Annotated in this window: 25 protein-coding genes, 1 tRNA gene and 2 pseudogenes; 6 read left to right on the top strand and 22 right to left on the bottom strand. The window is 63.9% G+C overall.

What is annotated here, in order from left to right; all coding sequences use genetic code 11:
- Positions 1-127: 127 nt before the first annotated feature.
- Positions 128-2,272 carry a CARDB domain-containing protein gene (locus QZY44_RS21990; protein WP_295452349.1) on the top strand — a complete coding sequence of 715 codons (2,145 nt, stop codon included), beginning with the start codon at positions 128-130 and terminating at the stop codon, positions 2,270-2,272.
- Positions 2,273-2,332: 60 nt separating this feature from the next.
- Here the strand turns inward: QZY44_RS21990 and pufA are convergent, their stop codons facing one another.
- The 13 genes and pseudogenes from pufA to QZY44_RS21925 all read right to left on the bottom strand — a co-directional run bounded on the left by pufA (position 2,333) and on the right by QZY44_RS21925 (position 12,985).
- Positions 2,333-2,494, bottom strand: a complete 162-nt coding sequence (gene pufA / locus QZY44_RS21985) for a light-harvesting antenna LH1, alpha subunit (RefSeq protein ID WP_295452341.1) — start codon at positions 2,492-2,494, stop codon at positions 2,333-2,335.
- Between the two features lie 24 nt (positions 2,495-2,518).
- Positions 2,519-2,650, bottom strand: coding sequence for a light-harvesting protein (locus QZY44_RS21980; protein WP_295446895.1), 132 nt, complete (start codon positions 2,648-2,650; stop codon positions 2,519-2,521).
- Between the two features lie 167 nt (positions 2,651-2,817).
- Entirely contained in the window at positions 2,818-3,795 is a 978-nt protein-coding gene (locus QZY44_RS21975) for a diguanylate cyclase (protein ID WP_295452336.1), read from the bottom strand.
- Positions 3,792-6,098 carry an ATP-binding protein gene (locus QZY44_RS21970; protein ID WP_295452331.1) on the bottom strand — a complete coding sequence of 769 codons (2,307 nt, stop codon included), beginning with the start codon at positions 6,096-6,098 and terminating at the stop codon, positions 3,792-3,794. The genes QZY44_RS21975 and QZY44_RS21970 overlap by 4 nt, the downstream gene beginning before the upstream one ends.
- Before the next feature lie 194 nt (positions 6,099-6,292).
- Entirely contained in the window at positions 6,293-6,922 is a 630-nt protein-coding gene (locus QZY44_RS21965; RefSeq protein WP_295452327.1) for a prepilin-type N-terminal cleavage/methylation domain-containing protein, read from the bottom strand.
- A gap of 345 nt (positions 6,923-7,267) precedes the next feature.
- A pseudogene (locus tag QZY44_RS21960) lies at positions 7,268-7,753 on the bottom strand (YgjP-like metallopeptidase domain-containing protein).
- Entirely contained in the window at positions 7,750-7,881 is a 132-nt protein-coding gene (locus tag QZY44_RS21955; protein WP_295452324.1) for a hypothetical protein, read from the bottom strand. The pseudogene QZY44_RS21960 and the gene QZY44_RS21955 overlap by 4 nt, the downstream one beginning before the upstream one ends.
- An 85-nt stretch (positions 7,882-7,966) precedes the next feature.
- Positions 7,967-9,427, bottom strand: a complete 1,461-nt coding sequence (locus QZY44_RS21950) for a DEAD/DEAH box helicase family protein (RefSeq protein WP_295452321.1) — start codon at positions 9,425-9,427, stop codon at positions 7,967-7,969.
- Positions 9,418-10,197, bottom strand: a complete 780-nt coding sequence (locus QZY44_RS21945) for a type I restriction endonuclease (protein WP_295452311.1) — start codon at positions 10,195-10,197, stop codon at positions 9,418-9,420. The genes QZY44_RS21950 and QZY44_RS21945 overlap by 10 nt, the downstream gene beginning before the upstream one ends.
- 122 nt (positions 10,198-10,319) lie before the next feature.
- Entirely contained in the window at positions 10,320-11,429 is a 1,110-nt protein-coding gene (locus tag QZY44_RS21940) for a restriction endonuclease subunit S (protein ID WP_295452306.1), read from the bottom strand.
- Positions 11,426-12,121, bottom strand: coding sequence for a transposase (locus QZY44_RS21935; RefSeq protein WP_295452303.1), 696 nt, complete (start codon positions 12,119-12,121; stop codon positions 11,426-11,428). The genes QZY44_RS21940 and QZY44_RS21935 overlap by 4 nt, the downstream gene beginning before the upstream one ends.
- 118 nt (positions 12,122-12,239) lie before the next feature.
- Positions 12,240-12,473: a hypothetical protein gene (locus tag QZY44_RS21930; RefSeq protein ID WP_295452301.1), complete on the bottom strand. Its 234-nt coding sequence runs from the start codon at positions 12,471-12,473 to the stop codon at positions 12,240-12,242.
- Between the two features lie 215 nt (positions 12,474-12,688).
- A complete protein-coding gene (locus QZY44_RS21925; RefSeq protein WP_295452296.1) occupies positions 12,689-12,985 on the bottom strand; it encodes an N-6 DNA methylase in 297 nt (98 codons plus the stop codon).
- Positions 12,986-13,397: 412 nt separating this feature from the next.
- Between QZY44_RS21925 and QZY44_RS21920 the strand changes: the two genes are divergently transcribed.
- Positions 13,398-13,625, top strand: a complete 228-nt coding sequence (locus QZY44_RS21920; RefSeq protein ID WP_295452292.1) for a hypothetical protein — start codon at positions 13,398-13,400, stop codon at positions 13,623-13,625.
- A 519-nt stretch (positions 13,626-14,144) separates the two neighbouring features.
- Here QZY44_RS21920 and QZY44_RS21915 read toward each other — a convergent pair.
- A complete protein-coding gene (locus tag QZY44_RS21915) occupies positions 14,145-16,745 on the bottom strand; it encodes a hypothetical protein (protein WP_295452288.1) in 2,601 nt (866 codons plus the stop codon).
- A 135-nt stretch (positions 16,746-16,880) separates the two neighbouring features.
- Positions 16,881-17,105 (bottom strand): annotated as a pseudogene (locus QZY44_RS21910) (IS5/IS1182 family transposase); the annotation flags it as partial.
- Positions 17,106-17,588: 483 nt separating this feature from the next.
- On the opposite strand from QZY44_RS21910, the gene QZY44_RS21905 reads away from it, so the two are divergent.
- Complete coding sequence (locus QZY44_RS21905) at positions 17,589-18,233, top strand: DUF11 domain-containing protein (RefSeq protein WP_295452284.1); 645 nt, start codon at positions 17,589-17,591, stop codon at positions 18,231-18,233.
- A gap of 408 nt (positions 18,234-18,641) precedes the next feature.
- On the opposite strand, the gene QZY44_RS21900 is transcribed toward QZY44_RS21905, so the two are convergent.
- The 4 genes from QZY44_RS21900 to QZY44_RS21885 all read right to left on the bottom strand — a co-directional run bounded on the left by QZY44_RS21900 (position 18,642) and on the right by QZY44_RS21885 (position 20,377).
- Positions 18,642-18,715: transfer RNA gene (locus tag QZY44_RS21900), tRNA-Gln, on the bottom strand.
- Positions 18,716-18,780: 65 nt separating this feature from the next.
- Positions 18,781-19,170 (bottom strand): 30S ribosomal protein S9, encoded by a 390-nt coding sequence (rpsI, locus tag QZY44_RS21895; RefSeq protein ID WP_295452279.1) that lies wholly within the window; start codon positions 19,168-19,170, stop codon positions 18,781-18,783.
- Between the two features lie 16 nt (positions 19,171-19,186).
- A complete protein-coding gene (rplM, locus tag QZY44_RS21890) occupies positions 19,187-19,624 on the bottom strand; it encodes a 50S ribosomal protein L13 (protein WP_295452274.1) in 438 nt (145 codons plus the stop codon).
- Positions 19,625-20,062: 438 nt separating this feature from the next.
- Positions 20,063-20,377, bottom strand: a complete 315-nt coding sequence (locus tag QZY44_RS21885; protein ID WP_295452269.1) for a (2Fe-2S) ferredoxin domain-containing protein — start codon at positions 20,375-20,377, stop codon at positions 20,063-20,065.
- A gap of 54 nt (positions 20,378-20,431) precedes the next feature.
- Between QZY44_RS21885 and QZY44_RS21880 the strand changes: the two genes are divergently transcribed.
- Positions 20,432-21,691 carry a (Fe-S)-binding protein gene (locus QZY44_RS21880; protein WP_295452261.1) on the top strand — a complete coding sequence of 420 codons (1,260 nt, stop codon included), beginning with the start codon at positions 20,432-20,434 and terminating at the stop codon, positions 21,689-21,691.
- Positions 21,692-21,770: 79 nt separating this feature from the next.
- Positions 21,771-22,415 carry a 2-polyprenyl-3-methyl-6-methoxy-1,4-benzoquinone monooxygenase gene (gene coq7, locus QZY44_RS21875; RefSeq protein ID WP_295452258.1) on the top strand — a complete coding sequence of 215 codons (645 nt, stop codon included), beginning with the start codon at positions 21,771-21,773 and terminating at the stop codon, positions 22,413-22,415.
- A gap of 10 nt (positions 22,416-22,425) precedes the next feature.
- Here coq7 and speD read toward each other — a convergent pair whose 3' ends face one another.
- The 3 genes from speD to QZY44_RS21860 form a co-directional block, all read right to left on the bottom strand.
- Positions 22,426-23,265, bottom strand: coding sequence for an adenosylmethionine decarboxylase (gene speD / locus QZY44_RS21870; protein ID WP_295452253.1), 840 nt, complete (start codon positions 23,263-23,265; stop codon positions 22,426-22,428).
- 77 nt (positions 23,266-23,342) lie between these two features.
- The gene (locus QZY44_RS21865; protein WP_295452245.1) at positions 23,343-24,707 is read right to left on the bottom strand and encodes a DUF885 family protein; all 1,365 of its coding nucleotides are present in this window, start codon (positions 24,705-24,707) and stop codon (positions 23,343-23,345) included.
- Positions 24,700-25,116 (bottom strand): OsmC family protein, encoded by a 417-nt coding sequence (locus QZY44_RS21860; protein WP_295452573.1) that lies wholly within the window; start codon positions 25,114-25,116, stop codon positions 24,700-24,702. The genes QZY44_RS21865 and QZY44_RS21860 overlap by 8 nt, the downstream gene beginning before the upstream one ends.
- A gap of 169 nt (positions 25,117-25,285) precedes the next feature.
- Between QZY44_RS21860 and crp the strand changes: the two genes are divergently transcribed.
- Positions 25,286-25,916 (top strand): cAMP-activated global transcriptional regulator CRP (crp, locus tag QZY44_RS21855; RefSeq protein ID WP_295452236.1); only part of this gene is annotated, 631 nt, incomplete at its 3' end.

Here is a 25,916-nt window from a genome sequence, read left to right as displayed (position 1 = left end):
GACGCACCTGAGGGCTTGTCGGCGCACGTGATCGCCTTCTATGATGCACCGGCTGTTCGCCACGGGTCCGCCCCGATCGAGCGCACCGATCCACTGAAAAAGCGCAGAGCAGCCAGGGGAAAGAGTCATGGTTATCCGATCTGTTGCACGCCGCTGCCGGCCGTCGAACCGGCACACCAGGGTGATCGGTTGCTGTTTCGGGCTGACGCTGGGCCTGTGGCTGAACCAGGGCATGGCGCAGTCGGTGACACCGGTCGCGAGCGCCGGCACGACCGATACTCAAAGGATTTATGCCGCTGCCAACGACACCCTGGTGATCAAACCCGACGGCAGCCTGTGGGGCTGGGGACGTAACTCCTCCGGCCAGCTCGGCGACGGCACCTGGATCGAACGCCTGACTCCCATCCAGATCCTGACCGGAGCCACGGCACTGGCGGTCGGCGCTGGGCACATCCTCGCCATCAAGACCGACGGCAGCCTCTGGGCCTGGGGGGGGAATTGGTACGGCCAGCTCGGCGACGGTAACATGGCCACCACCCAACTCAGTCCGATTGAGGTCATGACCGGGGTCGCAACGATCGCGGCCGGCGATCATCACAGCCTGGCCATCAAGACCGACGGGACGCTTTGGGCCTGGGGGGCTAACGGGTCCGGCCAACTCGGCGACGGCACCACCACCGATCGCCCGCGTCCGGTCCAGGTCCTGAGCGAGGTCGCGGCTGTCGCTGCCGGGCATGAGCACTCACTGGCGCGCAAGACCGACGGCAGCCTCTGGGCCTGGGGACAGAACGCGGCTGGCCAACTGGGAGACGGCACCAAGACCAATCGCTCAAAACCGCAGCGTATACCTGGGTTTGGGCCAACCAAACCGGACTTCGTGGTCACTGGGATGGTCCTGACACCAGCCAGTCCGATCCCCGACAGGACCTTCGACGCGGCCATCACAGTGATGAATCAGGGCGCGGCGGACGGGGCGCCGGGAACGCTCCAGGTCTGGGCCGATCAGAGCGCGGTCCAGGACTGCGCCGCCGTGGGTGACCAATCCGCCACCCTGACGCCGCTCGCACAGGGTGCCAGCGAAACGGTGACGGTCACCGGCCTGCCCGCCGGTCCCATCGGGTCCAAGACCCTGCGCGCCTTCGTCGACAGCGCCTGTCAGAGCGCCGAGACCGATGACGCCAACAACCAATCGACCCAGGCCTATACAGTCCCGGCCCCCGACTTCGTGGTCACCAGCATCGTCCTGACACCGGCCGCCCCAGCCCCGAACGGGACCTTCGAGGCGGCGGTCACGGTGTTCAATCAGGGCACCGCGGCCGGGGAGCCGGGGACGCTTGGCGTGTGGGCCGATCAGCCCGAGGTGCCGGACTGCGCCGCCGCGCCCGACCAATCCGCGACGCTGCCGAGCCTCGCCGCGGGCGCCAGCCACACGGTCAAGCTCAGCGGCCTGCCGGCCGGCACCACCGGGTCCAAGACGCTGCGCGCCTTCGTCGACAGTGCCTGTCAGAGCGTGGAGACCGACGAGACCAACAACCAGTCAACCCTCGCCTACGCGGTCTCGGCCCCGGACTTCGTGGTGACGGGCATCGTCCTCACGCCGAGTGGCCCGCTCGCCAACGGTACCTTCAACGCCGCGATCACGGTGAAAAACCAGGGCACGGAGGCCGGGGTACCAGGAACCCTCCAAGTCTGGAGCGACCGGAGCGCGGCCGCGGACTGCGCCGCCGTAGGGGACAAGTCAGCGCCCCTGACGAGCCTCGCGGCGGGCGCCAGCCGCACCGTCATGTTGAGCAATCTGCCCGCGGGTGTGACCGGCACCAAGACCCTGCGCGCCTTCGTCGACAGCGCCTGCCTGGCGGCCGAGAGCGACGATACCAACAACCAATCAATCAAGACCTACGCCGTCTTCCCGCGGCAGATACCCGACTTCGTGGTGACGGACATCAGCCTGCGGCCTGGCAATCCGATCGCCAACCGGACCTTCAGCGCAGTAGTCACCGTGAAGAATCAGGGCTCAGGCAGCGGCGATGGGGGCTATCTGGAGGTCTGGGCCGATCAACCGACGCAGCCAACCTGTCCGGCCAATGGCGACGTCAATATCAGCGTCGGTACGCTGGCGGCCGGCGCCACCAAGACCATGACCGTATCCGGACTCCGAGCCGCGACCGCGGGGACCAAGACGCTGCGTGGTTTCGTGGATAGCTACTGCCGCACCGCTGAGTCGGTTGAGGACAACAATCAGGCGCTGAAGGAGTATACGGTCGGACCTTAGCCGGTGAGGCCAGGGTCTGACTGGTCCTGGTCAGACCCTGGCGGGATCGGCGATTACCGATTACCAGCCGCGACCGGGCAGGTGCAGCGCATAGTTGTGCACGAGCAGGGCGATCAGCAGCACGGCGAGCAGAATCGGAACCAACCAGGTGGAAGGATCGACCACCAGCCAGAACTTCCAATCGTCGTCCGGATTTTTCGGCTTTGCGATGTTATCGGCCATTTGCGTTACCTCCAGCGGCTGAGATCAGAACCAGGGCTTGCTGGCGAAGACCAGCAGGTGCGCAACGGCGGCCAGGCCGACGAATGCGGAGTAGGTCACCTTGAACTGCTCATGGAACTCTTTTGCCTGATCGGGCGTAAATGCGGGTGCTGACATGATAGACCTCTTCTACAGGGCAGTTGGAATCCGCTGCCGGTCATTCCGTAGCGGCACGGTTGCGCCACGGTTGGCCGCAGGATCAACGGTCCGCACCGCAATGGGCTTCTTGGCGCCCGGTGCGTTGCCGACCGTGAGTGGCATCCTAGCCCCGCAGGGTCCATCTTCTAAGACTCAACCGCGGTCGCAGGCGCCTCGACACAGACCCGATCCCGGCCGGCCGCCTTGGCGGCATAGAGCGCCCGGTCGGCCCGCGCAAGCAGGACCTGGACACGCTGCAATACCGGTGCAGCGTTGGCAGCAGATTGGCTGGTCGCGTTGGCACCCTGGCGCGTCGGATCAATCGCCGGGACGCCACTGGCAACGCCGATGCTCACGGTGACATAAGGGGCGACGGCGGAGTGGACGTGAGGGATGGCCAGCGCCCGCACGGCGGCACAAATCTTCCCGGCCAGCGTGCCGGCGCCCTCAAGGTTACTGCCCGCCAGCAGCACCGCGAACTCCTCGCCCCCATAGCGAGCCACCAGATCGCCGGCCCGATTGGCCATCGCGGCGAGAACCTGGGCCACCTGGCGCAGACAGTCGTCGCCCCGGACATGACCGTAATAGTCGTTGTAGCGCTTGAAGTGATCGATGTCGATCATCAGCAAACCGAGCGGCTGTCGCTGCCGCGCGGCCCGGCGCCATTCCAGGACCAGCTGGTTATCCAGTGCCCGGCGATTGGCGATTCCGGTCAGGGCATCACGACCGCTCAGGGCGCGCAGCTCAGCGTTGAGCGCGTTCAGTCGCAGATGAACACCAACCCGTGCGCGGACCACGGGCGGCTTGATGGGCTTGTGGACAAAATCCACGGCCCCCGCCTTGAGTGCCCGGACCTCATGAACCTCGTCGCCGAAGGCCGTGACGAAGATCACTGGGATATCGGGATATTCCTGCTTGATGCTGTGGCAAGTCGCAAAACCATCCAGATCCGGCATATTGGCGTCGAGCAGCACCAGATCGACCGGGTCATCTGCCATCAGGGCCAGCGCCTGCGCTCCGCCAGTGGCGCAACACAGCTCCCCGAGACCCGCCAATGCGTGCTCCAGCGCCTCAATGGCCGCAGGATCATCGTCGACGATCAGGATTCTCACTGTGGTTATCATCGCCGTGTCTCCGCGCTGGTATCGCGCCGCCCAGCGCCCGCTGCCGCTTCATCCAAGATGCTGAGTGCCTCCCCGAATCGCAGGCCGCGGATGGCGCGGTCGAGCACAGCGGTTCTGGCCTCGCCCCAAGCGCCCGCCAACGCCGGTCGCAGTGCTTCGAAACGCGACCGGGCCTTCAAATTGTGGCGACGCAAGTCCTCGCGCAGCGCATCAACGTGGCGCGCGTCCAGCGCTGGTGGGATCACCAGCGCTGACGTTGCGGCTGTTACGACCTCCCGCCAGGGTGCGCTGGCGACCATCAGGTCCGCCAACTGTCGGCCAAGGACCGCGAGCCACCCTGCCAGGTCCGTCTCGCCCTGGTCAATGGCCTCCTCCAGCGTCTTGGCCGTGGCCATGAGGTCGAGCGCCCCGAGCTGGCCCGCCCCACCCCGCAGGGTATGCATCCGCGCAGCGGCACCCTCCCGCTCGCCCACGACCAAATCACGGGCCGTGCGGTCCGCGGCATCGGCGTATTCGTCGGCGAATCGCTCCAGCAACCGCAGGAACAAGTCCCGATTATGACTCAGGGTCGCGGCGGCCCGCTCCCGATCGATGCCGACAATGTCGGGGAACGTGTCAGCCGCGTGCTGGCCGGTGACCGGCGCAGCCCCTGGGGTTGGCTCAGCAAGCGCCGCGGCAGTGACGGCCGCGGGCGCCGACGGCCTAGGTTTGACCCATTTCAGCAACAGCGCCGCCATCTGCTCCAGGTCGAATGGTTTGGGCAGGATGGCATTCACGCCGGCGGCACGCGCCGCCTCCTGTCTTGCGGGCAACACGGTGGCGGTGAGCGCGATGACGGGCAACTCGGTCAAACCAAGCTCACCGCGGATCAGGCGGGTGGCCATGAGGCCATCCATGATCGGCATCCGCAGGTCCATCAGCACGGCATCGAATTCCCGCCAGCCCGTCTTGAGAATCCGCACGGCCTGCTGACCGTCTGCGGCCAGGGTGGCGGTCGCGCCTTCCAGCGCCAGCGCCCGCTCGACGAGATCCCGGTTCATAGCGCTGTCATCGACCACCAGGAAATGTGTGCCGCTCAGGCGGGGCCCGGCAGACGGTGGTAACACTGGGCCCGCGGTTGCGGCCGACAACCCCGCCTCATCCCCGGCCACCCGCGCAAACGGCAACTCGAACCAGAAGAGACTGCCCTCGCCAGGGAGGCTCTCCACGCCGATCTCACCCCCCATCAGCGCCACCAGACGCTTGGCGATGGAGAGCCCAAGCCCGGTGCCGCCGAAGCGCCGTGCAATGCCCTCCTCGGCCTGGGTGAAGGGGGTGAAGAGCCGCGTGAGCGCCTCCGGCGGGATGCCGATGCCGGTGTCGCGCACCGCGAAGCGCAGGCGCACGGCCGCCGGGTCGCTGTGCAGCGTGTGTACCGACAGGGTCACCTGTCCCTGTTCGGTGAACTTGACGGCGTTGCCGAGCAGATTGACCACGACCTGCTCCAAGCGCAGCGCATCGCCCAGCAGCAGGCCCAGTGGCTGCGGCGGCGCCACCAGACCCAGCGCGAGCCCCTTGGCCTGGGCGGCCGGCCCCATCAGACCCTTGAGCTTGTCCAGCAGGCTCAACAGGTCGAAGGGGCCTGGCGCGACGCGCAACTGACCAGCCTCGATCTTGGAGAAGTCGAGGATGTCGTTGATGATGCAGAGCAGCGACTGGCCGGCGGTCTGAATGAGCCCGACCAGCTCGTGCTGGTTGGCCGTGAGCGGCTCGCGGTTCAGCACCTGGGCCAGGCCGAGCACACCGTTGAGCGGGGTGCGGATCTCGTGGCTCATCTGCGCCAGAAACTCGCTCTTGGCGCGGCTGGCGGTCTCGGCGACCGCGCAGGCCTGCTGAAGCTCGCGCTCATAGCGCTTGCGTTCCGCGATGTTACGGGCCACCTCCAGTATTTCAAACACCTGGCCATGGGCGTCGTAAATGGGGGTGGCCGTGACCTCGGTCCAGACCGTGGCGCCGCCCTTACACCACATCTCAAGCTCACCGCGGAACTCCTCCACTGGCCGCCCGGCGTCCCGATTGGCCAGGACTCGCCGGTAATACTGCACGGCAATGACGAGCGACTCAGGCGTGATGATATCGGCAGGCCGGTGCGTCATAGCCTCGGCCGCGGTATAGCCCCGCAGCTTCTCCACGGATGGACTCACATAGGTCATGACGCCTTCGATCGTCATGGTCGAGATGACATCGGTGGCATGATCGGCCAGCAGCCGGAAGCGCTCCTCACTCTCGCGCAGGACTACCTCAGTGCGTTTTCGCGTCGTCACGTCGGTCGCGATCCCCATTCTGACCTGGCACCCGCCCAATACAAGGCGCAATCACGCACGGAGGCCCTCCCCCTTAAGGTCCTTGGGTTTCCGCGACTTCCAGCGCCGCATCAAAACAAATCTCAAGTATCGCGTCGCGTTATCCGGCGCCGCGTGCCTGACTATTGGTCCAAGCGCGGAACTTGGCAATCACCTCAACGGAAACTGGCCGGCAGATATTGCGGTGGGCAGGTTGACGATCCGGTCCATTGCGTCGCGTTGGTATTAGGCGTCGGCGTGAGATACAGATCGCAGGCGCCACCAAGCCCGGTTCGCGTCCCATAGATACTCACCTTGATAACGCCGCCCGCAGTCACATCCAAACCGCTGACGACATTCGGTGTCTTTACGGTTGTTACGGTGGGCTGACTGGGGTCTGAAATGAAGCAGCCGGAGGCGGCGAGAGTGCCCGGCAATTGCCCCGTGTCAGTATAAGCCAGATAAACCGATCGCTTGCAGGCGTCCGCAAAAATGATGGCCTCGGACAGTCTGGCACGGATGGTATAGTTCTTATACGCAGGCATACCCAGCGTGGACAGAATGCCGACGATCGCCACGACGATCATTAATTCCAGGAGCGTGAATCCCTGCTGCCCCACGCCCAGTGGATAGGGAACGACGGCGGATTCGCGTTGATTTCGCATTAGGACATACCGATTGTTCCGCGGGCTGTGCAATCGCCGTATCGCCAATGCGCCGCAGCACTGCTGCGAACCCGAACTACCGGTTGCGATACGCGAATTATTGAGTGCCGCAATCCGGCATTTGCCGATCGCTTCCATCATTGCGGCCGGCTGCCGGGACCCAGACGCCCTGCGCGGCAACTCGGCCACGAGCAGTAGCGCGAGGAGCATAAACTGTCAAGTGTCCTGGTTCAAGCGTCGTGAAGGGTTCAAATCCGAAGGGGTGGGGAGGCCAAGTGCGTCACTGTTCAACGGACTCTCAACCCGGCAGGTTCGCGGAGACCCTGTACCCAGGGCTGCGACGGAGGCGGCATCGGTGCCCCACCGCGTCGCCCCTCAGTACAGCCACTCCTCGTGCCCCAGCGGCAGGCCATTGAGAATGCTCCGATACTGCTGCCACTGCCGCATGTTCGCATCCAGCAGTGCGATGAACCGGGCGTTGTGATGTCACTCCAGCAGGTGTGCCAGTTCGTGGACGATGATGTACTCAAGGCACCGCACCGGCTTCTTAGCCAACTCGGTGTCGAGGCGGATCGTCCGGGACGCGGGGTTGCAGCCGCCCCACCGGGTCTTCATGCGCTGGACAAAGACCCGCTCCACCCGTACCCCGAGGACGCCTTCCCACTGTGCGAGCAACCCGAAGGCGGCCTACTTGAGCTGCTGCCGGTACCATGAGGCCAGGATGTCCTGCCGTTTCTCCTGCGTGGTCCCCGGCCGGACCCTCAGGATCAGTGTGCGGTGCTTGATCTGCACGGACGCGGCGGCGTCTGCCTCGATCACCTGCAACAGATAGCGCCGACCCCAGAGGTAGTGACTCTCACGGTCCAACAGTTCGCGGGGCGTTTCCCGCACCTGCTCGCGCAGCTTGCGCTGTTGCTGCTTGGTCCAGGCCAGCCTGGAGACGGCGTAGACGCGCAGGCTGTCCAGGTTCATGCGCGACGGGGCCGCGATCCGCACCCGGCCATCCGGCCATCCGGCGGATAGACGCTGAGATGAATATTCTTGATGTCCTTGAAGACGACATCCACCGCAATGTCGCCAAGGTAAAACGCGGCGGCCATCAGTAGTCGGTCTGCGCCTTGATGATCAGAAACAGGCGCTCGACCTCCGCTATATCCTGCAACACGCCATAGAGCGCCTGCTTGATCACCAGTTCACGCGCCTGGCCCCCCGCCAACCATCGGGGCGGACTGCCCTCACCACCTGATCGCTCTTGAGCGAAAACGCCAGGGCTGCACCACCGGATGCGACATACGCCTCGGGGTCTTCAGCCACGGCCGGATCGGCAATCGGCCCTGGACCGCATGGCTTCAGGTTCTTGTAAACGGCGCGCCTACCGGGCGTATCCAGCGCCGCGGGCGTGTCCGGTGGTTGCCCGGCGGCCACCCGCTTCGCCAGTTCGGCGATACGCTGAAGGTACTGCTCATACTCGATGGCCCGCGCCTTGCGCAGCTCGATAATCTCCTGCAACTGCGCAGACATCTTGGCGTAGAAGGCCGGATCGGTCAGCTGCTCCTTGATGATCTTGCGGCGGACGTTGTTCTCGATGGTCGCCGCGACCGCGTGCTTGTTGCCGTTCAGGCAGCCGAGCTGCGCGGCGATGGCATCGGCGATGCCGGTCTTCACGATCAATTCCAAGAGACCCAGGTTGTCGAAGGGCCAGATGGTGCGGGGCTCATCGGCCTCGATCTTATAGAGCGCGGTCCGCTGCGGCTCGCGCTCCTGTAGATCGGACGCCGCCTCGGTGTTGGCGCAGAAATAATGGATATGCTCCAGCCCACACTTGGGCAGCTCCACCGGCTCGCACAGCAGCACCAGGGCCTCCAGCGCGTCATCCAGGCGTTCCCTGCCCTTCTTGAGTCGATCCTTTAACAGCACCTCAGGGTCTGCCCCACCGGCGCTATGGTCCAACTCGGCAGTATAGACCGCGATGGCATTCTCCACCTTCTTGAAGAGGCCCTTATAGTCGACGATATAGCCGAAGTCCTTGTCATCGCCGTACAGCCGGTTGGTGCGGCAGATGGCCTGGAACAGGCCGTGGTCCTGCATGGACTTGTCGATATAGAGCCAGGTGCAGGGCGGTGCGTCGAAGCCGGTGAGCAGCTTGTCCACCACCACCAGCAGCTTCATGTTGGCCGGCTCCCTGGTGAACAGCACCTTGGCCTGCGCCTCATAGGTCTCGGTCTTGGTCATGCCCGGCTTGGCGTCAACCGCCTTGAGCTTGCCACTCTGAGTGCGGTGGCACTCGTCCACGAACACAAAGACCTCGCCCACCGTTTGGCTCGGCTGGGCCTCCAGGTCCGTGATGAAGGCTTCGAAGTCGTCGACATCGCGGCGGCCGAACTTGTGCACCAGCGAGCACAGCAGCCGCGGCGCGGCCTGACCGAGCTGGTGCATCAGGTCGCGCCCGCTGCTGGTGCGGTAGATCGCCTCACCGGCCTCGGTGAAGACGCCCTCGATCTGCGCGTCCAGTTCGTCGCGGTCCGTGATGATGACCACCCGGGCGTTGGGATGGTTCTCCAGAAACCAGCGGGCGAGCAGTACCATGACGATACTCTTGCCGCTACCCTGGGTGTGCCAGATGATGCCGCCCTGCCTCAGGAGCACATGCCGCTGGGCCGCCGTAACCCCGATCTTGATGCCCCGCCATCGAACAGCACAAAGTCGTGCCTCAGCTCGATCAAGCGGCGCTTATCGCAAATCTTGAGCAGATACTTGTCGAGTTTGAAGCGGTTGTCGTCCGCCTCGTCCTCCGTCCACTTGGGAAAGTATTTCTCCGGCGTCTCCGTGGTATCGTATTTCAGCCCCTCTGAATCGTTACCGGCGAAGACGAACTGCACTGTGCTGTAGAACCAGGCATTGAACTCCGGCCGCTGGTTCGAGAGGCTCTGGCGGATACTGTCACCAATCGACACGCGACTGTTCTTCAGCTCCAGGGTGCCGATGGCGATGCCGTTCACATAGATCACGGCGTCCGGCCGCCGCTCGTAGTTGCCCTTGAGCGTCACCTCCTCGGCGATAGCGAAGTCGTTTTGCTCGGGCCGTTTCCAATCGATGAGGTGGACGGTCTCGGTGACCTTGCCCGCCTCAATCTTCACCGGCACGCTATAGCGCAGCAACTTGTAGACCGCCTGGTTGTTACCGTAGAGGGTGCGGTTGTGGTTGCCCGCCTCGGTCCACAGCTTGTGCAGCGCCACCGCGATCCGCGCCGGCGTATAGCCGCTCTTGTTCAGCCAGGCCGAGACCAGGCCCTCGTCGATATTGCTGTTACCGACGCGGTCGGTCCAGTCGCCCAGGTAGCGATAGCCCAGCTCGTCGCGGAACAGGGCGATGACGCGGTCCTGGGTGGCGCGTTCGGGTTGGCCGACAGTCGACATCACAATGACTCCTGGTGAAGATGCTCAGCCTTGGAGACGTTATAGTGCTACTAAAGCGCATCAGCCGGCGAAAAGCCCCATGGAAACAAAACCCACGCAGAAGCCACCCAGCCGGAAGGCGATCATCCGCGCCGTGGCCAGCTCGACCGCCATTGAGACCGGCCAGAGCATTGCGCAGCTCGAACGCATGCTACGCAAGAAGACCAGCAAGTTCCGTCACATCGCACTGGCTGACTGAGTGAGCGCTGATTCCCACGCGCCGCGTGGGAACCAGCCCGGGCGCGCCGCGCCCGGCCCGCACCGCGGCGCGGTGCAACTGCATTCCCACGCGGCGCGTGGGAACGAGAGGAAAGGACCTCGTAGCGCTTGAAATCGCTGCGACTCACTTCGAGCTTGCTCATTTCTGAGAGGTCCAGATAACCATCCTGAACATTGGCGACGCGAAGGTAGTAAACGAAAATTGAATTGGTGAGCTTTCTATTGGAATTCTTAGCAACACCAGACCTAACTTCGGCTGCTTGCTTCAGCGACTTTACCTCCCAGCTTTCCGGGATCACCCTCACTTCGGTCCGTTTGTAGCCGGAGCTATCTGCAAACGCTATTAGGCGCTTCTTGCCGGTGAGCAATTCCTGCATCGTGCCTTGCTTGAGCTGGCGCTTCTTGGCAAGGAGCTGGGCCAATGATTCGATGAAGGCATCCGCTTCACTCAGCCCCTTGGCGATGGCGCGCTGCTCGGATAAGGGAGGGCAAGGAAGCAAATGGGGGCGCAACTTCTCAAGGTTGATGTTGAGCTGTGCGTTATGCGTTGCAATGCCCTCAAACGCTGTTTTCCGTTTAGCTCGCTCATATGAGAGCCATATCGCATCGACCGACTTGGTCGGGGTGATAGCAACAAGGCTGTCAGGACAAGCGGTGTCGAAATCCGCAAAGCCAACGTCGCCAATATTGGCGGCAATGGTGAAAAACAGCGTCCCCCGCGGGAACAGCTTACTCACCTTGAGGCCCTCCGAATTTAGTGTCTGAGAGTAGGTTGTGATCCGTCCCTCCGCGTTTGTGACATCGCCGGTTTGGATAAACGGAATGTCTCCCCCGTAATATTTTGGATCATTGCGTGGACGAGCAGTGAACTTGCCACGTTCAATTTTCGCCAGGTTTTCAAATGGTTCAATCTCCCAATCCGCTGGAATTACCCCAACCTCGGCCTTCTTGTACCCTACTGGGATCTCACTCATCGCAACCCCCGGGCGTCCGTAGGGGCGGGTTTCAAACCCGCCCCTACGCCGGCATCGCCGTGGTCATGGGGTTTCAGACCCGCCACCACATCGGCGCCGCGATGGCAGTGATCGGGTGTGAAGCCCGCGGCGACGATGGCGGTATCGACAACCGGCGCATTGTCAGGGTGGAGGCTGTCTTCGGACCAGCGGCGCGGGTTGTCGATGACATATTCGGCGATACGGGTGTAATCCGCCTCACTGCGGATGATGTGTTCATAATAGTTGCGTTGCCAGACCGAGGTACCCGGCGTTTGGCGGATCTCGTTGATCCGGCGGGCAGAGAAGGTCTTGAATGCCCGGACGATCTCGGGCAAGGCATAACGTTTCGTAGGGGCGGGTTTCAAACCCGCCCGTACGGCGGGTTTGAAATCCGCCCCGATGTCGGCCAGGACGATAATCCCATGGACATGATTGGGCATGACGACGAATTGGTCGAGACTGACGTGCGGATAATGGTTGGGCAGATCGCTCCAGGCCCGCGCAACCAGTGCGCTATATCGATTCGACACCAACAGACCATCGACCACCTCGCCAAACAGGCAGAGGCGATCTTGCACGCAGATGGTAACGAAATAGGCCCCGGCCTGAGCATAGTCATAGCCTTTCAGGCGCATGGGGCCGCGATGCCCGATCGCTGTTGCCATGGTCATAAGGCGAACCCCATCCGCTCCAGATGCCGATTTACCTTGCCCTCCAGCTCCGAAACCCGCCCGGTCAGCCGCGGCATCGGCGTCTCGTAGCGCTCGGCCAGTTCCTTGACCCGCTGGGTCAGTAGCCGGCGACGATCAGGGCCTTGGGGATCAGGTCGCAGGTCCAGCCCTTGTCCTTGTCCTTGCGCTTGCCCTTCTTGTCGGTCTCGATAACGCGATAGGTCTCGGCCTTCCAGCCGTCGGCGGCGATCAGATAGAGGTCGTCCTGCAGGGTCTCGGCCCAATAGTCCTGTAGGTACTGGTAGATGTGGTAGGGGTCGATGAGCGGCTTGTCCTTGTAGTGTGCCAGCAAGCCCTCGGAGAGCCCCAGACGATGACCGCTTTCGGGTGGCAGCCGGCCGCGAGTGCCTTAAGTGCGGCGGCACTCTGCGCCTGCCAGGCAACGAAATGGGTCTGCATCCCACTGATGAAGGCGGCGAACTCGGGGTGCTCATAGATGGCGGTCTTGATGGCCGGTTTTGCCACGCCGAGGTCCAGATAACCGGGGCGGTTGGGACTGAACAGGGCCTACCGCAGCTGCGGGCAGGCCGCCCAACAGGGGGCCAGCGCATCGACATCGGCGGCGCGGATGTCGCCTTGCAGGTGGCCGGCGATGTCCTGGAGGTCCTCCGGCTGCTGGCTGTCGATGTAGCGCGGCAGGTTGAGGTTGAAGTCGTTGCGTTCGATCTCTTCGATGCCGACCAGGCGCGCGTAACGGGGGACTTCGAGCCGGCGGGTGAAGCAGTCCACGATCTTGTGGATGCCCTGGGCGCGCAGCCGGTTATTGGGGCCGTCCTTCATGAAACCGCCGCTGGCGTCGATCATGAAAATCCCCTTGCGCGCCGCAGCGTCCTTCTTGTCGATGACGACTAGTCCTTGTACTGGCTGGTATCCATGCCGCCGCGCAGCTCATCGCAGCTGGACCAGAGGGAGAAGTGGAGTTCGGACTTCTTCAGGGCCATGGACGGGTTTTTTGTGGGTGGGGCGCAGGCACACTGGGAGCCAGGCGACCGCCCCGGAACGCCTCAGGGACGGGCGAGCCCCGCGGCGGTGCGCCTGACCGGGTCCGCCAATCATACCCGTCGTCGCCGCCCCCTCCTGTCCGGCGACAAAACCAATTCTGAGCATTTGCTGACAGGCCCGCTCAGGTCCTGTCTAACCGCCCTCCTGCATGCTGTGCCCAAGGTCGCGATCGAGCGACCAGAGTAACCCAACACAGTGTCAGGAGTCTCAGACCATGTATAGCTTCCCGATCCACTGCCGTAGCGCGCGTATTGCTTCGCAGACCCAGACCGCGTCGGCGGCAACCATCGGTATCCAGTGCGTGAAGGGCGCACGCAGCCTCAATAAGCGCTTCGAGCCCCTCCAGGCCACCGCCCGCAACAGTATCGAAGAGCTGATGTTCGCCGACCTGATCGGGCGCGCCATCAACGATAACTCGTCGCAACTGTATCGCGGCGCTTGAGCGTGCTGCTGGACGAGGAGGACATCCATGCAAACGTTAGCTGGCTATCGTCGCGTCCCGATCGATGACGACCCACGGGTTCAGGCGATGGCCTGGGCGTTCCTCAATGGCCTGGGAGCGCCGGCGTGGCGAGCCGCCCCCGGCTCTCCTGCGCAAGAATTGCTAAAAGCACTTGCTGAACAACGGCAACTTGAATTTCAACGCCGGTTACCAGGCCCTTTGACCAAGCAGCCATAACAGAGCGAGACGGCCCGCGCGATCTTCGCCCGACAGCCACGCGTACGTCAGCCTTGATCATCGTTGCCGCCGGGCCATTGTATTCTGTCTGGCTATGGTAGCTGAGAGGTTGCCATTCCCGGCCAGCATTCCTGCGTCCTGGCCGGAATGCTGGCTCGCCGTTGACCGCAGCGACGCTCAAGGCCGGAGATAGTTCCGCGGGCCTCTACCGAAACTGACGTTAGTCCAGACGCGAGGCCGGTCCGGGCACGCGGCGCACCCGTCAGTATTTCATAACCAAGATCACCGGCCCAGGACCGCCCTCCAACCTCCGCGAGCGGGCAGCACTAAGTTAATATCAACGAAGTTTGCCGTGACCGTTGGTGCCGAAGTGATAGCGGTCAAGGCGCAGGTGCCCCGGCCTTGAGTCGCACAGCCACCAACCCAACCGGCAAACAAATAACCGGCGTTGGTTGTAGCGGTACAGGTACTATTTTCACCGATGCTGACGGGATTTGGATCGCAAACCACCGCACCAGCGACAGTGGGACTTGCCGTCGTGGTGATGGCGTACATGGCCTTGCTATCGACCAGCTTTGCGATACCAAAGCGCCATGCCGAATCGATCACCCCAAAGGCTCCACCAGCGAAGGTGTTGTAGACGCCAGCCACCGGGGAGGTCACCAGTATCGCATTGATTGCGCCGGCTGCAGATGAGTTGAATGAATTGTCGCGTGCGCCATTGGGCAGGAGGCGTACGATCCCGTTGAAGATCGAGCCACCCTCGATCAACTGGATGTCACCGCCCACGAGGACGCGACCATCGGGTTGCAGATAGACTGCCGAGTAGGCGCTTGATCCTTGATCGAGAAAAGGGGTTACGAATCGCGTGTCTACCGTGCCGTCTGCGTTCAGCCGTGCAACGGTCGGCCTGCTAATGGCGTCGACGCTAGAAAAGCGGCCGGCAATGAGTATCTTGCCGTCTGCCTGTACTGCGATTGAAAAGATCTCACTGCGGAAATTGAAAACCGTGAAGGAGGGCGAGTGGAAGCTCGAATCCAGCGAACCGTTAGCGTTCAGTCGCACAATATTCTGACGCGTTTCACCAGCGAAGGTCGAGAATGAGCCCGCGACGAGGATATTTCCATCCGGCTGTACTGCCACCGCATTGACCCGATCAAATTCGTAGTCTGGCTGCTGTGCGTTGGAAATGCCGCCTCCTGGGTTGAATGTGTCGTCGACGGACAGGTTTGCGTTCAAACGATGGATCCCCGGCTTGTTATAGCTGCCGACCACGATCTTATCCCCGGGATACCAGGCCAGCGCCGTCGCATTCCACACGTAGGCACCGGCTTCAACGGTACCTGAAGGCCCAAGCAGTGCGACATCCCGATAGTCCACGTTGGCGATGCGATAAAATGAACCACCGATGATGATCTTCCCGTCACTGCGGCTCAACACGGCGTTGATCGGCCCGCCGACGGTGGCAGGTGGCGTTAGGCTCGCATCCAGAGTGCCATTCGTGTTCAGGCGGGTGAGTTTGCTCTGAGGCACGCCGTCGACCAGCCAGAAGTCTCCAGCCACCAGGATGCGGCCGTCCGCTTGGAGCGCGAGGGACCTGACATCGGGGATTGCACCGGCGATCGGACGGTAAGTCGGGTCCAACTGGAAGTTGGTTCCGGAAAGAAGACAGACGCCAGCATAAATGCCGGTGTCGATGGGGTCATCGCGTTGGGTGAAACTGCCGACCGCCACCACAGTTCCGTCGCTCCGCAATGCCAGACCCCAAACGTCGGTGGGCTTGCCGCTAAAGGCCACGTAATTGACAAAGGCACCATCGACGCTCAAAGCGTAGACCTGCGCGTTGTGATCGGTTGGATAGCCGTTGAAATACATGACGGGATACCAGCCGCCGACGATGATGCTGCCGGCGAGCGGTAAAAGACTGGTCACCTCATCCAGGTAGCCACGAACGAAGGGGGTAAAGGCGCTCTCGATTTCGCCGATGTCGCTGAAACGCGCCATCTTCGGCGCACTTACTCCACCAGCCATAGTGAAGCGCCCGCCGATCAGGACCCGGTTATCGTCTTGCACCGCGAGCGCCGACAATCCGCCGCCAGATACACCCGGCCCGAATGCAGTCGCATCGACCGCGCCGGTTGACGTGAGACGGGCAATACCGCCTTTAGTCACACCGCCGACGGCCGTGAAGCCCCCACCAATGATAAGGTGGCCTGAAGATTGGCGTGCGACATGCGTCACCACGCCGTTGGCGCCGCCGACCGGATCGAAAGTGGCGTCGACGGTGCCGTCAGTATTCAGCCGTGTAATGTGGTTGTAGGGATACGTGAAGTCCCCTCCCACAACAATCTTCCCCCCGGGCTCGACCAGGATGGTTCTGACGATGCCATTCAGACCATACGAGCTGTTGGATCCCCAGACGTATCCGCCAGCGTCCAAGCTATTATCCCAGGACCCGTCGGCGTTAAGGCGAAAGAGGTAGTTTTGCGAGCCTGAATAACCGTACCACGCGATCTCTCCCCCGATGAGAATCTTGCCGTCGCTCTGCACCGCAACGGCGTAAGTCTTGTTTATTATTAGCTCGGGCGCTAAGTGGAAGGTGGTGTCGAGCGAGCCGTCTGCGTTGAGCCTCGCAATGCCATCCGCGGCTCCACCGTTCATGGAGACTCCATCGCCGAACACAATGACTTTGCCGTTGGACAGCGCAATTACCCCATTTACCGACGCCCGGCCTGCCAAGGTTGGTTTATACTCGGTGTCGAGGATCGTCGTAGCGGACGCGAATAAGGTGAGGGAGAAAAAGACTGTTAACCCAAACGCGACCTTCATGAAAAAGCGATTCCATGCGGAATCGCGTTGAGGTTCGGTTGTGTTCGGAGACATGGTGACAACTCCAGCGGGCAGAATTTGGTGAGGCAACCAACCCATGGTGAGGTCAGGAGATTCACGTGAATATTCTAACGGTCGCGAAGTGCGATCATCGGCTTACTAGCATGGCTAGCCAGGAAACCTCACCCTATGGCGGCTGGTGTTGGCGTGGATTTTGGTGCCGTCGCGGCTGATGCTGTCGAAGCGCCTGAGTTGATTCGCGCGATCTCCAGCAGCTGCAAGAATACCGCCTCGAAGTCCTTGCGAAACGCCGCCGGAAGATGGCCAAGGTGTCCTGATCGGGATTGCTGTTGCAGACGAGGTAGCGAAGAAACGCCAACGCGCGTAGTCCCCCCGCTCGATCTTGCGGCTAGAATTACAGGCGTGATGAGGTAGACTTTCATAGTATACTAAAGGCGCTGCTGGGTAACGCGAAAATCAGCAATTCTCATTATGGCAAACTCAGACTGTTTTCGGCTGTTGCGGGAAGGCTGTTCAACATGAAGGCCGTCAGCGCGAGGAGCAACTCCCGCCCGGACGGGTTGCCGTGCGGCGCGACGGCCGGAATGACGACCAAGGCCCTCGCACGAATGACGGCCGCCACGCCAGACAGGTCTGACGCGCGAGGACGGCCGAACTGTTTCGTGCTGGCCGCGACAACCTCACCGAAGTGACCGGGATAGAGTCAGACGAAAAATCCGACGAAATACCTACGCAGGGTAGCGGACTGGATCAGGCTCATGATTCAGACCCACGTGCGCCGGGCTTTAGGCGGCGGCAGAGACGGTGGCGGGCCATCGACGGGCATCCAGCCGCCGCCAGATGGTTGATGATGCACAACAGCAGCGGGGGCGTTCGATGAGCGGCTTGATGGATGGATTCTGCACGCTTCGCACCTGGCCCGCGCTGGCCGGGTTGATCCTGGCGCTCGCGACCGGCACGGCGACCGGGACCATGGTCGTCGTGGTGCAGATGGAGACCGACCTGGCGGTCGCTCAGACGCCGGTCCCGAGTCCGGTGGTATCCGGTGCGCCGCTGACCTACGGTATCACGGTGACCAACATGGGGCAGGCGGCGGCGCGGGACGTGCGGGTCGAAGACCGCCTGCCCGCGGGCAGCGTGTTCGTCTCGGCGACCGGGACCGGTTGGGGGTGTATCGAGGCGGGCGGGGTCGTGAGCTGCTACCGCGATGCGCTAGCCGCCGGTGCCGCCGCCCCGATCAGCCTGGTAGTGACTGCCCCGGCGTCCTGTGACATCCTCTCCAATCAGGTCGCGGTCACTGCCGGGACCCCGGATGGCGATGCGGACAACAATGTCAGTGTTGCCGCCACGCCTTGTGCCGTGCCAACTTATGCGCTAAAGCTGAACAAGGCTGGCACTGGGTGGGGTACGGTCAGCGGCGGCGGCACCTTCGCGACGGGCGCCCCCGTCACCCTCAACGCGACGGCGGAGCCCGGCAGCACCTTCCTGGCGTGGAGTGGCGACTGCACCGGCGCCAGTTGATTACTGAGCGACGTCACCGCGGCCAAGTCCGTCGCGGCGACCTATGTCGATACGGCGTTTTACTGCCCAGCCGCGGCGGTTGGCGGGTCACCCTGGGGCGATGAGCGCGGCGTGGGGCGGCCTTGATCATCAGGCCGGGACCCGATGGGAGCGGCTTCAGCCGCGACGCAACCTGCCGTCTCGGACGGATATCATGTCCCGCCGGACGGACGAAGGCGGCGGGAGTGACGCCCGCACCAATCGCCGCCGGACGGGGTGCTCTGATCCAACGCGGACGCAGGCCCGCATCAAGCCCGCCGATGCGGCCGGGACCGGACATGTCTGGCTCCGTCGGGACGTGCATCGGCCCGGTATTCGCCCAGGGCCCAAACGAAAAGGGCTTAGCCTCGCGGCTAAGCCCTTCTTGTTTGGCTGGGGGACTAGGATTCGAACCTAGGTTGACGGAGTCAGAGTCCGTAGTCCTGCCGCTGGACGATCCCCCAATAAACTGTTCGGCGACCGGCGGGGTATGCGGCTACGCGACACCCGCCAGAAGCCCTCCAGCGCGCTAGCGCTTGGAGTACTGCGGACGCTTGCGCGCCTTGTGCAGACCGACCTTCTTACGTTCCACTTCACGGGCGTCGCGGGTCAGGAACCCGGCGCGGCGCAGCGGGGAGCGTAGCTCTTCATTATAACTGACCAGGGCGCGGGCGATACCGTGGCGAATGGCACCGGCCTGGCCGCTGTTACCACCGCCGACGACGGTGGCCATGATGTCGACCCGGCCCAACAGGCCGCAGGTCTCCAGTGGCTGACGGACCACCATACGGGCGGTTTCCCGGCCGAAGAAGTGGTCGAGGGTGCGACCGTTGACCGTAATCGCGCCTGAACCCGTGGTCAGGAAGACCCGGGCGGCGGAGGTCTTGCGGCGGCCGGTGGCGTATTGAGTCTCCGACATGGATGCTGTTCCTGGGCTAGCAGTCGAGTTCAAGGGTTTGTGGTTGTTGGGCCTGATGGCCGTGCTCGGGCCCACCATAGACGCGCAACTTGCGGAACATGGCACGACCCAGGGGGCCGCGGGGCAACATGCCCTTGACCGCAATCTCAATGGCGCGCTCCGGGGCGTGGTCCAGAAGCTTGCCCAGACTCATGGACTTGAGGTGTCCTACATAGCCGGTGTGGCGGTAGTACATCTTATCCGCGAGTTTGTTGCCGGTCACGCGAACCTTACCGGCGTTGACCACGACGATATAGTCACCCGTGTCCACATGGGGGGTGTATTGGGGCTTGTGCTTGCCGCGCAAGCGCAGCGCAAGCTCAGTGGCCAGCCGGCCGAGCGTCTTATTCTCGGCGTCCACCAAAAACCAGGCACGGCGTACCTCTGCCGGTTTGGTGCTCACAGTCGTCGTCATGATCCGTTATCCCCGTACCGAGTCCGCGTGCGCCCCGGCCCGGATACCCCACAAGGGGTGCCGGTGGGAATGCGGCGGGTCTTTAAGTTCGTTAGAGCTAAAGCGCGAAAGACCGCGAACTATACGGGAGGCGGCGCCTCAACGCAACCCCTCGCAAGAGATCTGCGGCATCCCGGCGTTGCCAGCAAGGTGCTGACCATGAGCGGGATCCTTGAAACCGATGAACCAGAGGCCACGAAGCCAATTTCAAAAACCGCGCCAGCCGCTGGAAAATGGACAGGATTAACAAGATTCTTCAGGATTTACAGGATAACAAGGTCGCGCTTCAAACCAACGACAATCCTGTTGATCCTGCGAAATCCTGTTAATCCTGTCCACTTATTCTCAGCCCGCTCAAACCGCGCCGCATGCTTGGACATTTCCGCGTCCAGACGCCCCTCAGCCCGGCAACTGCAAGCGCGTGACGACCCGACCCGCGATCAGGTGTTCGGTCAGGATCTCCTCCAAATCGTCCTGATTGGCGTAGGTATACCAGACCGCCTCCGGGTAGACGACCACCACCGGCCCTTCGGCACAGCGGTTCAGACAACCGGCGGTGTTGATCCGCACGCCGCCCGGACCGGCCAGGTCCAGTTCTTTGGTGCGGCGCTTCAGATAGTCGCGCAGGTCCGCGGCTCCGCTGCGGCCGCAGCAACGCCGGCCGTCCTCACGCTGGTTGGTACAGAAAAAGACGTGATGCCGGTAGTAGGACATCGGAATCCTCCGTTGCTTAGGTGGCGCGGGCGGCGCCCGCCGCGAGAGGTTACCATGTCCGCACCGGCGCGTCGGCAGACGGGGCGCTCCGGCGCAACTCCCGGCCGCTCTGCCACCAGGATCGACGTGTCCCCAGACCAACTCCTTACCCTCGCCGACCAGTGCGTCAAGTGCGGGCTGTGCCTGCCGCACTGCCCGACTTTCATGCAGCTGCGGAACGAGGCCGATTCGCCGCGCGGGCGCATCGCCCTGATCCAGGGCTGGGCCAGCGGTGAACTCGCCATGAGCCCGACCCTGGCCGGGCACCTGGGCGGCTGTCTGGGCTGCCGCGCCTGCGAGGACGCCTGTCCCTCGCTGGTCGCCTATGGCCAACTCATCGATGGTGCCAAGGCGGCACGCCTGCGCGCGTCGCCCGCCTGGCGCCAGGCCTGGCGGCGGCTCTGGTTGGGGCGGCTCGCCGATGCCCACTTCACCGGGGCACTGGCCCGCGCGGCGGCGCTTTATGAGCGCACGGGGGTCGCCCGGCTGGCGCAACGCTGCGGGCTCGCCGGGCTGCGGGGACTGCGGCCACTGCATCGGCTGGCCCGGGCGATCACCAAGACCGCCGCGCCGGTACCCGGCAGCAGCGACGCATCGGCAGACGTGGAACTCTTCGTCGGCTGCATGGGGGGGCTGGCCCAGGGGCGCGCCGTGGCCGCCGCCCGCACCCTGCTCGGGCGGCTCGGCCTGCGGGTGCGGGTCCCATCGGCGCCGCGCTGTTGCGGCGCGCTGCACCAACACAATGGCCTGCCGGCCGATGGGCAGCGTCGAGGCGCGGCCTGCGCCCGGCACCGGGGTGATCCACCCCTGGTGGGACTGGCCAGCGCCTGTGTCGCCGAACTGCGCGCGGCGCCGGGCAGCGCGGACACCCAAGAGTTCTGTGACTGGCTCGATCGACTACCGACCCTCAATGGGCTCGGATTTCGGCCACTGGAGCGCCTGGTACTGGTTCATGAGCCCTGCTCCCAACGCCAGCTGCTGGGGGGCAACGCGGCGGTGTACCGGTTGCTCGCGCGCATCCCGGGGCTCACCGCCCAACCGCTCCCGGGCAATCAGACCTGTTGCGGCGGCGCCGGGACCTATCCGCTCCAGCAACCGGAGTTGGCCGACGCCCTGGTCGCTGAGAAGCTCGCCGGGTTGACCGCGGGGTCACCCGACCTGATCGTCACCACCAATCCCGGCTGCGCCCTGCACCTGATCGCCGGTCTGCGGGAGGCCGCGCTGGCCATCGAGGTCTGTCACCCGGTGGAACTGTTGGCAAGACAGATCAAGTGATGCACAGTATCGGTTGCATCAATCCTCGCCACCGCCCAAAATCGCCCTCCCAAGACCACTCGACACCCCAGGCACCCCCATGACGAACCGCCACTACACCCCGGTGGACCGGCTGATCCAGAACGCCGACCTGGCGCTGCGTACCCTCTTCGGTCGCCCCCGGGGCACCGACCGCCCCTACCCGGCAAGAGCCCTGGACGAGGTAGCGCTGGGGGAGCAAGAGCGCCGACACGTTGCCGCCCTGATGCGCATCAACCACACGGGTGAGGTCTGCGCCCAGGCCCTCTACCAGGGTCAGGCACTCACGGCACACCTGCCGGAGACGCGCCAGCGCATGGAGCGCTCGGCACGCGAGGAGAACGACCATCTGGCCTGGTGCGCCGCCCGGATCGAGGAATTGGGGGACCGCCGCAGCCTGCTGAACCCGCTCTTTTACGCCGGGTCCTTTGCCATTGGCGCGGCGGCCGGGTGGGCCGGGGATCGCTGGAGCCTGGGGTTTGTGGTGGCGACTGAACATCAGGTCGAGGACCATCTGACCGACCACCTGGACCAGGTTCCGGAACGCGATGAGCGCACCCGCTCGATCCTCGAGCAAATGAAACTGGACGAGGTCCACCACGCCCAAGTGGCCAAGGCGGCGGGTGGAACGGAGTTGCCGGGGGGGCTGCGGACCGCCATGCGCCTGGCCTCGGGGGTCATGACGCGCAGCGTCTATTGGCTGTAGCGGCGAGCCGCTAGCCCATAAATTCGAGCTCCTGCACCATATTGCAGCCGTAGAAGATCTCCGAGAGCTCGCGGCGCAGGCATTTCTGGAGACGCTGGCGCTGCGGCCGGGTCAGGTCCTTCTCCTGGATGCAGAAAAGATAGTCGTCGAGCTGGAACTGCTTCAGTACCATCTTGGTGTGGAACAGGTTTTCCTGGTAAACGTTCACGTCCACCATCTGGTAGCGGTCCTTGGTGTCGCGCGACAGGTAGTTCTGGATGGAACTGATGTTGTGGTCGATGAAGTGCTTGCGCCCGGTGACGTCGCGGGTAAAACCGCGCACCCGGTAGTCCATGATCACGACGTCAGACTCGAAGGAGTGGATCAGATAATTGAGCGCACGCAGCGGCGAGATGCGCCCGCAGGTGGACACGTCGATATCGGCCCGGAAGGTGCTGATACCGGTGACCGGGTTGCTCTCCGGGTAGGTGTGGACCGTGATGTGGCTCTTGTCCAGGTGGGCCACGACGGCGTCCGGGAAGGGAGCGGACTTGGCGCGCGGTCCCGGCTTGGCGAAATTTTGCAGTTGCTCAGCGACCAGGGGCTCTTCGGAGATCAGCATGGTGACCGAGGCGCCCTGGGGGTCGTAATCCTGGTGGGCGACGTTGAGTATATTGGCGCCGATGATCTGTGCCACGTCGGTCAGGATGACGGTCAGGCGCTCGGCGTTGTAGGCCTCGTCGATATACTGGATGTAGGCCTCACGCTGGGCCTCGGAATCCGCGTAGCAGACGTCATAGATGTTGAAGCTCAGGGTTTTGGTCAGATTATTGAAGCCCTGCAGCTTCAGCTTCTTGATGCCGATCGGCATGATAGGGGACTCCTGTAGGCTCAACCGCGCATCGTAGCAGCCGCCGACGGCCAACCGCTACCACTAAGGTACCCGCCTCAGCGGCCCAATACCCCGGCATAGGCGGCCTGCCAGAGGCTTGGCCCGTGGCCATAGCGCAGCACCAGGGGCAGAGGGATCGCTCCCTGGGAGACCACCAGGTCGTGGAAATCGCGCTCGGCGAACCCGCCGCCATCCCCCGCCGCGTGTGAGTGGCGCGCCTGCTCCAGCAACTGCCAGCCAAGCACACCCGCCAGGGCCTCACCCGGGTGCCGGGCCAGCTGAACGAGGCGCGCGTCGGCCGCCGGACCCGCGAGCCCCTGTTGGCGCAGGCGCGCGAGCGCTCCATCGCCGTCGATCCGTCCGGTATGCAGGTCCAGATCGAGCCAGGCCAGCAGGAGCCGCTCGCGCTCCGCGGCCAGTCCCGGTCGGGCCCCGTCCCCCGGTGCGCGGCGAGGCAGGCGATGACCGAGGTAGAGGTGCCAACCCATCGCCAGCGAGACGTCGTTGGCGAGCCGCCGCGGCAGGCGGCGCGCGCGCTCCGGGTCGGTCACGGCGAAGTGGTGACGACCACCGCAGCCTTGCGCGAGCCGCTGGGCCGCGACCGGCTCCGGGGCGGCGGGCGGATCGGCCAAGGCCAGTTCGGCGCGTTCAAGCGCGCGCCTGATGGCCGCCTGACCGCGTCCCGGATCGCTGTCGAGTTCGCAATCGATGAAATGCAGTTCGCGCAACCGCAAACCCAGGTGCTCCCCCCCGCAGCCCAGCGCCCCCCGGGCGCGGGGGGCCAGGTCCTGCGTGAGACAGTGCTGATAGCCGGCCAGCGCCGCATCGGCGGCCTCAAGCTGCGCGTAAACACCAGCGTGCCCCTGGGCATACTGGTGCCACCAGGGGCCGCGCGCGAGCTCGCGCAGGGCGCGACGCACGCTATGCGCCTCATCGGCGGCAACGCGCAGCAGGGGCGCAGCCAAGCGCACCGCCGCCATCTGTAACCGCGCCTGGGCACGGCGCAGGTGTTGCGGGACCTCACTCAAGAGACGCGCCAGGGTGTCGCCCCGGGTATCGTCCAGGGCCTCAGCCGGCCCCCAGGTCAGCCACTGGAGCACAGCGCCCGGCAAACAGCGCCGGGGGTCAAGGTGATACCAATCGCAGTCACTGAGCTCCCAATGCTCGACCCGGGCGGCCCCGGCCAGCAATTCCCAATCCAATTGCCGATCGGCGTCCAGGGCGAGAAAATTGACCTCGTCGAGGCCCAGCAGCAGCTCCTCCAACCACCCTCGCAGGGCGGACAGGTCGTCGTCGTCCTGGGCCGGCAACAGCCGCCCGGTGACCGGGAGCCCGGCCTGCGGGGCCAGCTCCGGGTGATAATGGAGCCAGACCTCGTAGAACTCCGTGGTGAGTGCATCGAACTCGGCAACGTCAGGCATCGCGACACTCGAAGTCGTGGGTGATCGCGGCGGTCGCACCCAGCATGATGGACGCGGAGCAATATTTCTCGGCACTGAGTGTGATCGCGCGCGCCACCTGGCGCGGGTCGAGCCCGCGGCCGGTCACGATAAAATGGGCGTGGATGCGGGTAAAGACCTTGGGGTCGGTCGCGGCCCGGTCCGCCGTCAGCTCAACGACGCAGTCCGTCACCTCTTGGCGGGCCTTGCGCAGGATCAGCAGTACATCGAACTGGGTACAGCCGCCCATGCCGATCAACAGCATCTCCATGGGCCGCACCCCGACATTACGCCCGCCCAATTCCGGCGGGCCGTCCATGACCACACCATGCCCGGAGCCGGACTCACCCAACATGGCAACCCCATCGATCCACTTCACCCGCGCCTTCATCGAGACCCCCGCGACGATCACACCAGGACGCCTGATACCGAGGGCGCCACCCTTGGCGCGGGAGGCTACCATAGTTCGACCGGAGCAAGCGGCGTTCGACAAGGCCAACCACCTTGCCTAGAATCCGGCATCAAGCCCTACATCTTCACCCGCCACCTTGCCCACACCCATGACCATGCTGATCCACCCCCCAGAAGAACCGGTCTGGTTAAGGCCCTTCCTGTCGTTCTGTCACACCAAAGCCTACGATAAAAATGTGGACTTTATCCGTGTCGGCGAGCCGGCGGAGAGCCTCTATTATCTGATCGAGGGCTCAGTGGCCGCGGTCATTGAGGATGAGGACCGCCGTGAACTGATGTTGGCCTATATCAATAAGGGTGAGTTCATCGGCGAAATGGGGCTGTTCTTCCCCCAGAACACCCGCAGCGTCATCGTGCGCACCCGCGTCAAGTGCAAGGTCGCGGAGATCTCCTATGTGCGCCTGGACCGGCTGCTCGACACTGAACTGAAGGACGTCGCCAAGCCATTCCTCTATGCCATCGGCTTTCAACTGTCGCAGCGCCTGCGCCAGACCAGCTCCAAGGTCGGGCACCTGGCCTTCCTCGACGTGACCGGACGCATCGCCAGCACCCTGCTGGATCTGTGCAAACAACCGGATGCCGTGACCCACCCGGACGGGATGCAGATCCGCGTCACCCGCCAGGAGCTCGGACGCTTGGTCGGCTGCTCGCGGGAGATGGCCGGGCGGGTACTCAAGAGCCGGGAGGAGCAGGGGCTGGCGAGCGTGAAAGGGCAAACCG

Source organism: uncultured Thiodictyon sp. (genome assembly GCA_903837595.1).
Classification (GTDB): domain Bacteria; phylum Pseudomonadota; class Gammaproteobacteria; order Chromatiales; family Chromatiaceae; genus Thiodictyon.
Note: the sequence above shows the minus strand (reverse complement) of the source record. Positions and strands in the feature narration are given on the sequence as shown.

Coding starts and splice junctions, on each gene's coding strand:
- QZY44_RS21940 (WP_295452306.1), bottom strand. CDS start 11,429: ATGAGTGAGATCCCAGTAGGGTACAAGAAGGCCGAGGTTGGGGTAATT.
- rpsI (WP_295452279.1), bottom strand. CDS start 19,170: ATGTCGGAGACTCAATACGCCACCGGCCGCCGCAAGACCTCCGCCGCC.
- QZY44_RS21935 (WP_295452303.1), bottom strand. CDS start 12,121: ATGACCATGGCAACAGCGATCGGGCATCGCGGCCCCATGCGCCTGAAA.
- QZY44_RS21885 (WP_295452269.1), bottom strand. CDS start 20,377: ATGTCCTACTACCGGCATCACGTCTTTTTCTGTACCAACCAGCGTGAG.
- QZY44_RS21920 (WP_295452292.1), top strand. CDS start 13,398: ATGTATAGCTTCCCGATCCACTGCCGTAGCGCGCGTATTGCTTCGCAG.
- speD (WP_295452253.1), bottom strand. CDS start 23,265: ATGCCGATCGGCATCAAGAAGCTGAAGCTGCAGGGCTTCAATAATCTG.
- QZY44_RS21925 (WP_295452296.1), bottom strand. CDS start 12,985: ATGATCGACGCCAGCGGCGGTTTCATGAAGGACGGCCCCAATAACCGG.
- QZY44_RS21965 (WP_295452327.1), bottom strand. CDS start 6,922: ATGATGGAAGCGATCGGCAAATGCCGGATTGCGGCACTCAATAATTCG.
- QZY44_RS21945 (WP_295452311.1), bottom strand. CDS start 10,197: ATGTCGACTGTCGGCCAACCCGAACGCGCCACCCAGGACCGCGTCATC.
- rplM (WP_295452274.1), bottom strand. CDS start 19,624: ATGACGACGACTGTGAGCACCAAACCGGCAGAGGTACGCCGTGCCTGG.
- QZY44_RS21955 (WP_295452324.1), bottom strand. CDS start 7,881: ATGGCCGCCGCGTTTTACCTTGGCGACATTGCGGTGGATGTCGTCTTC.
- QZY44_RS21975 (WP_295452336.1), bottom strand. CDS start 3,795: ATGATAACCACAGTGAGAATCCTGATCGTCGACGATGATCCTGCGGCC.
- QZY44_RS21860 (WP_295452573.1), bottom strand. CDS start 25,116: ATGAAGGCGCGGGTGAAGTGGATCGATGGGGTTGCCATGTTGGGTGAG.
- QZY44_RS21880 (WP_295452261.1), top strand. CDS start 20,432: ATGTCCGCACCGGCGCGTCGGCAGACGGGGCGCTCCGGCGCAACTCCC.
- pufA (WP_295452341.1), bottom strand. CDS start 2,494: ATGGCCGATAACATCGCAAAGCCGAAAAATCCGGACGACGATTGGAAG.
- QZY44_RS21990 (WP_295452349.1), top strand. CDS start 128: ATGGTTATCCGATCTGTTGCACGCCGCTGCCGGCCGTCGAACCGGCAC.
- coq7 (WP_295452258.1), top strand. CDS start 21,771: ATGACGAACCGCCACTACACCCCGGTGGACCGGCTGATCCAGAACGCC.
- QZY44_RS21865 (WP_295452245.1), bottom strand. CDS start 24,707: ATGCCTGACGTTGCCGAGTTCGATGCACTCACCACGGAGTTCTACGAG.
- QZY44_RS21905 (WP_295452284.1), top strand. CDS start 17,589: ATGAGCGGCTTGATGGATGGATTCTGCACGCTTCGCACCTGGCCCGCG.
- QZY44_RS21915 (WP_295452288.1), bottom strand. CDS start 16,745: ATGTCTCCGAACACAACCGAACCTCAACGCGATTCCGCATGGAATCGC.
- QZY44_RS21980 (WP_295446895.1), bottom strand. CDS start 2,650: ATGTCAGCACCCGCATTTACGCCCGATCAGGCAAAAGAGTTCCATGAG.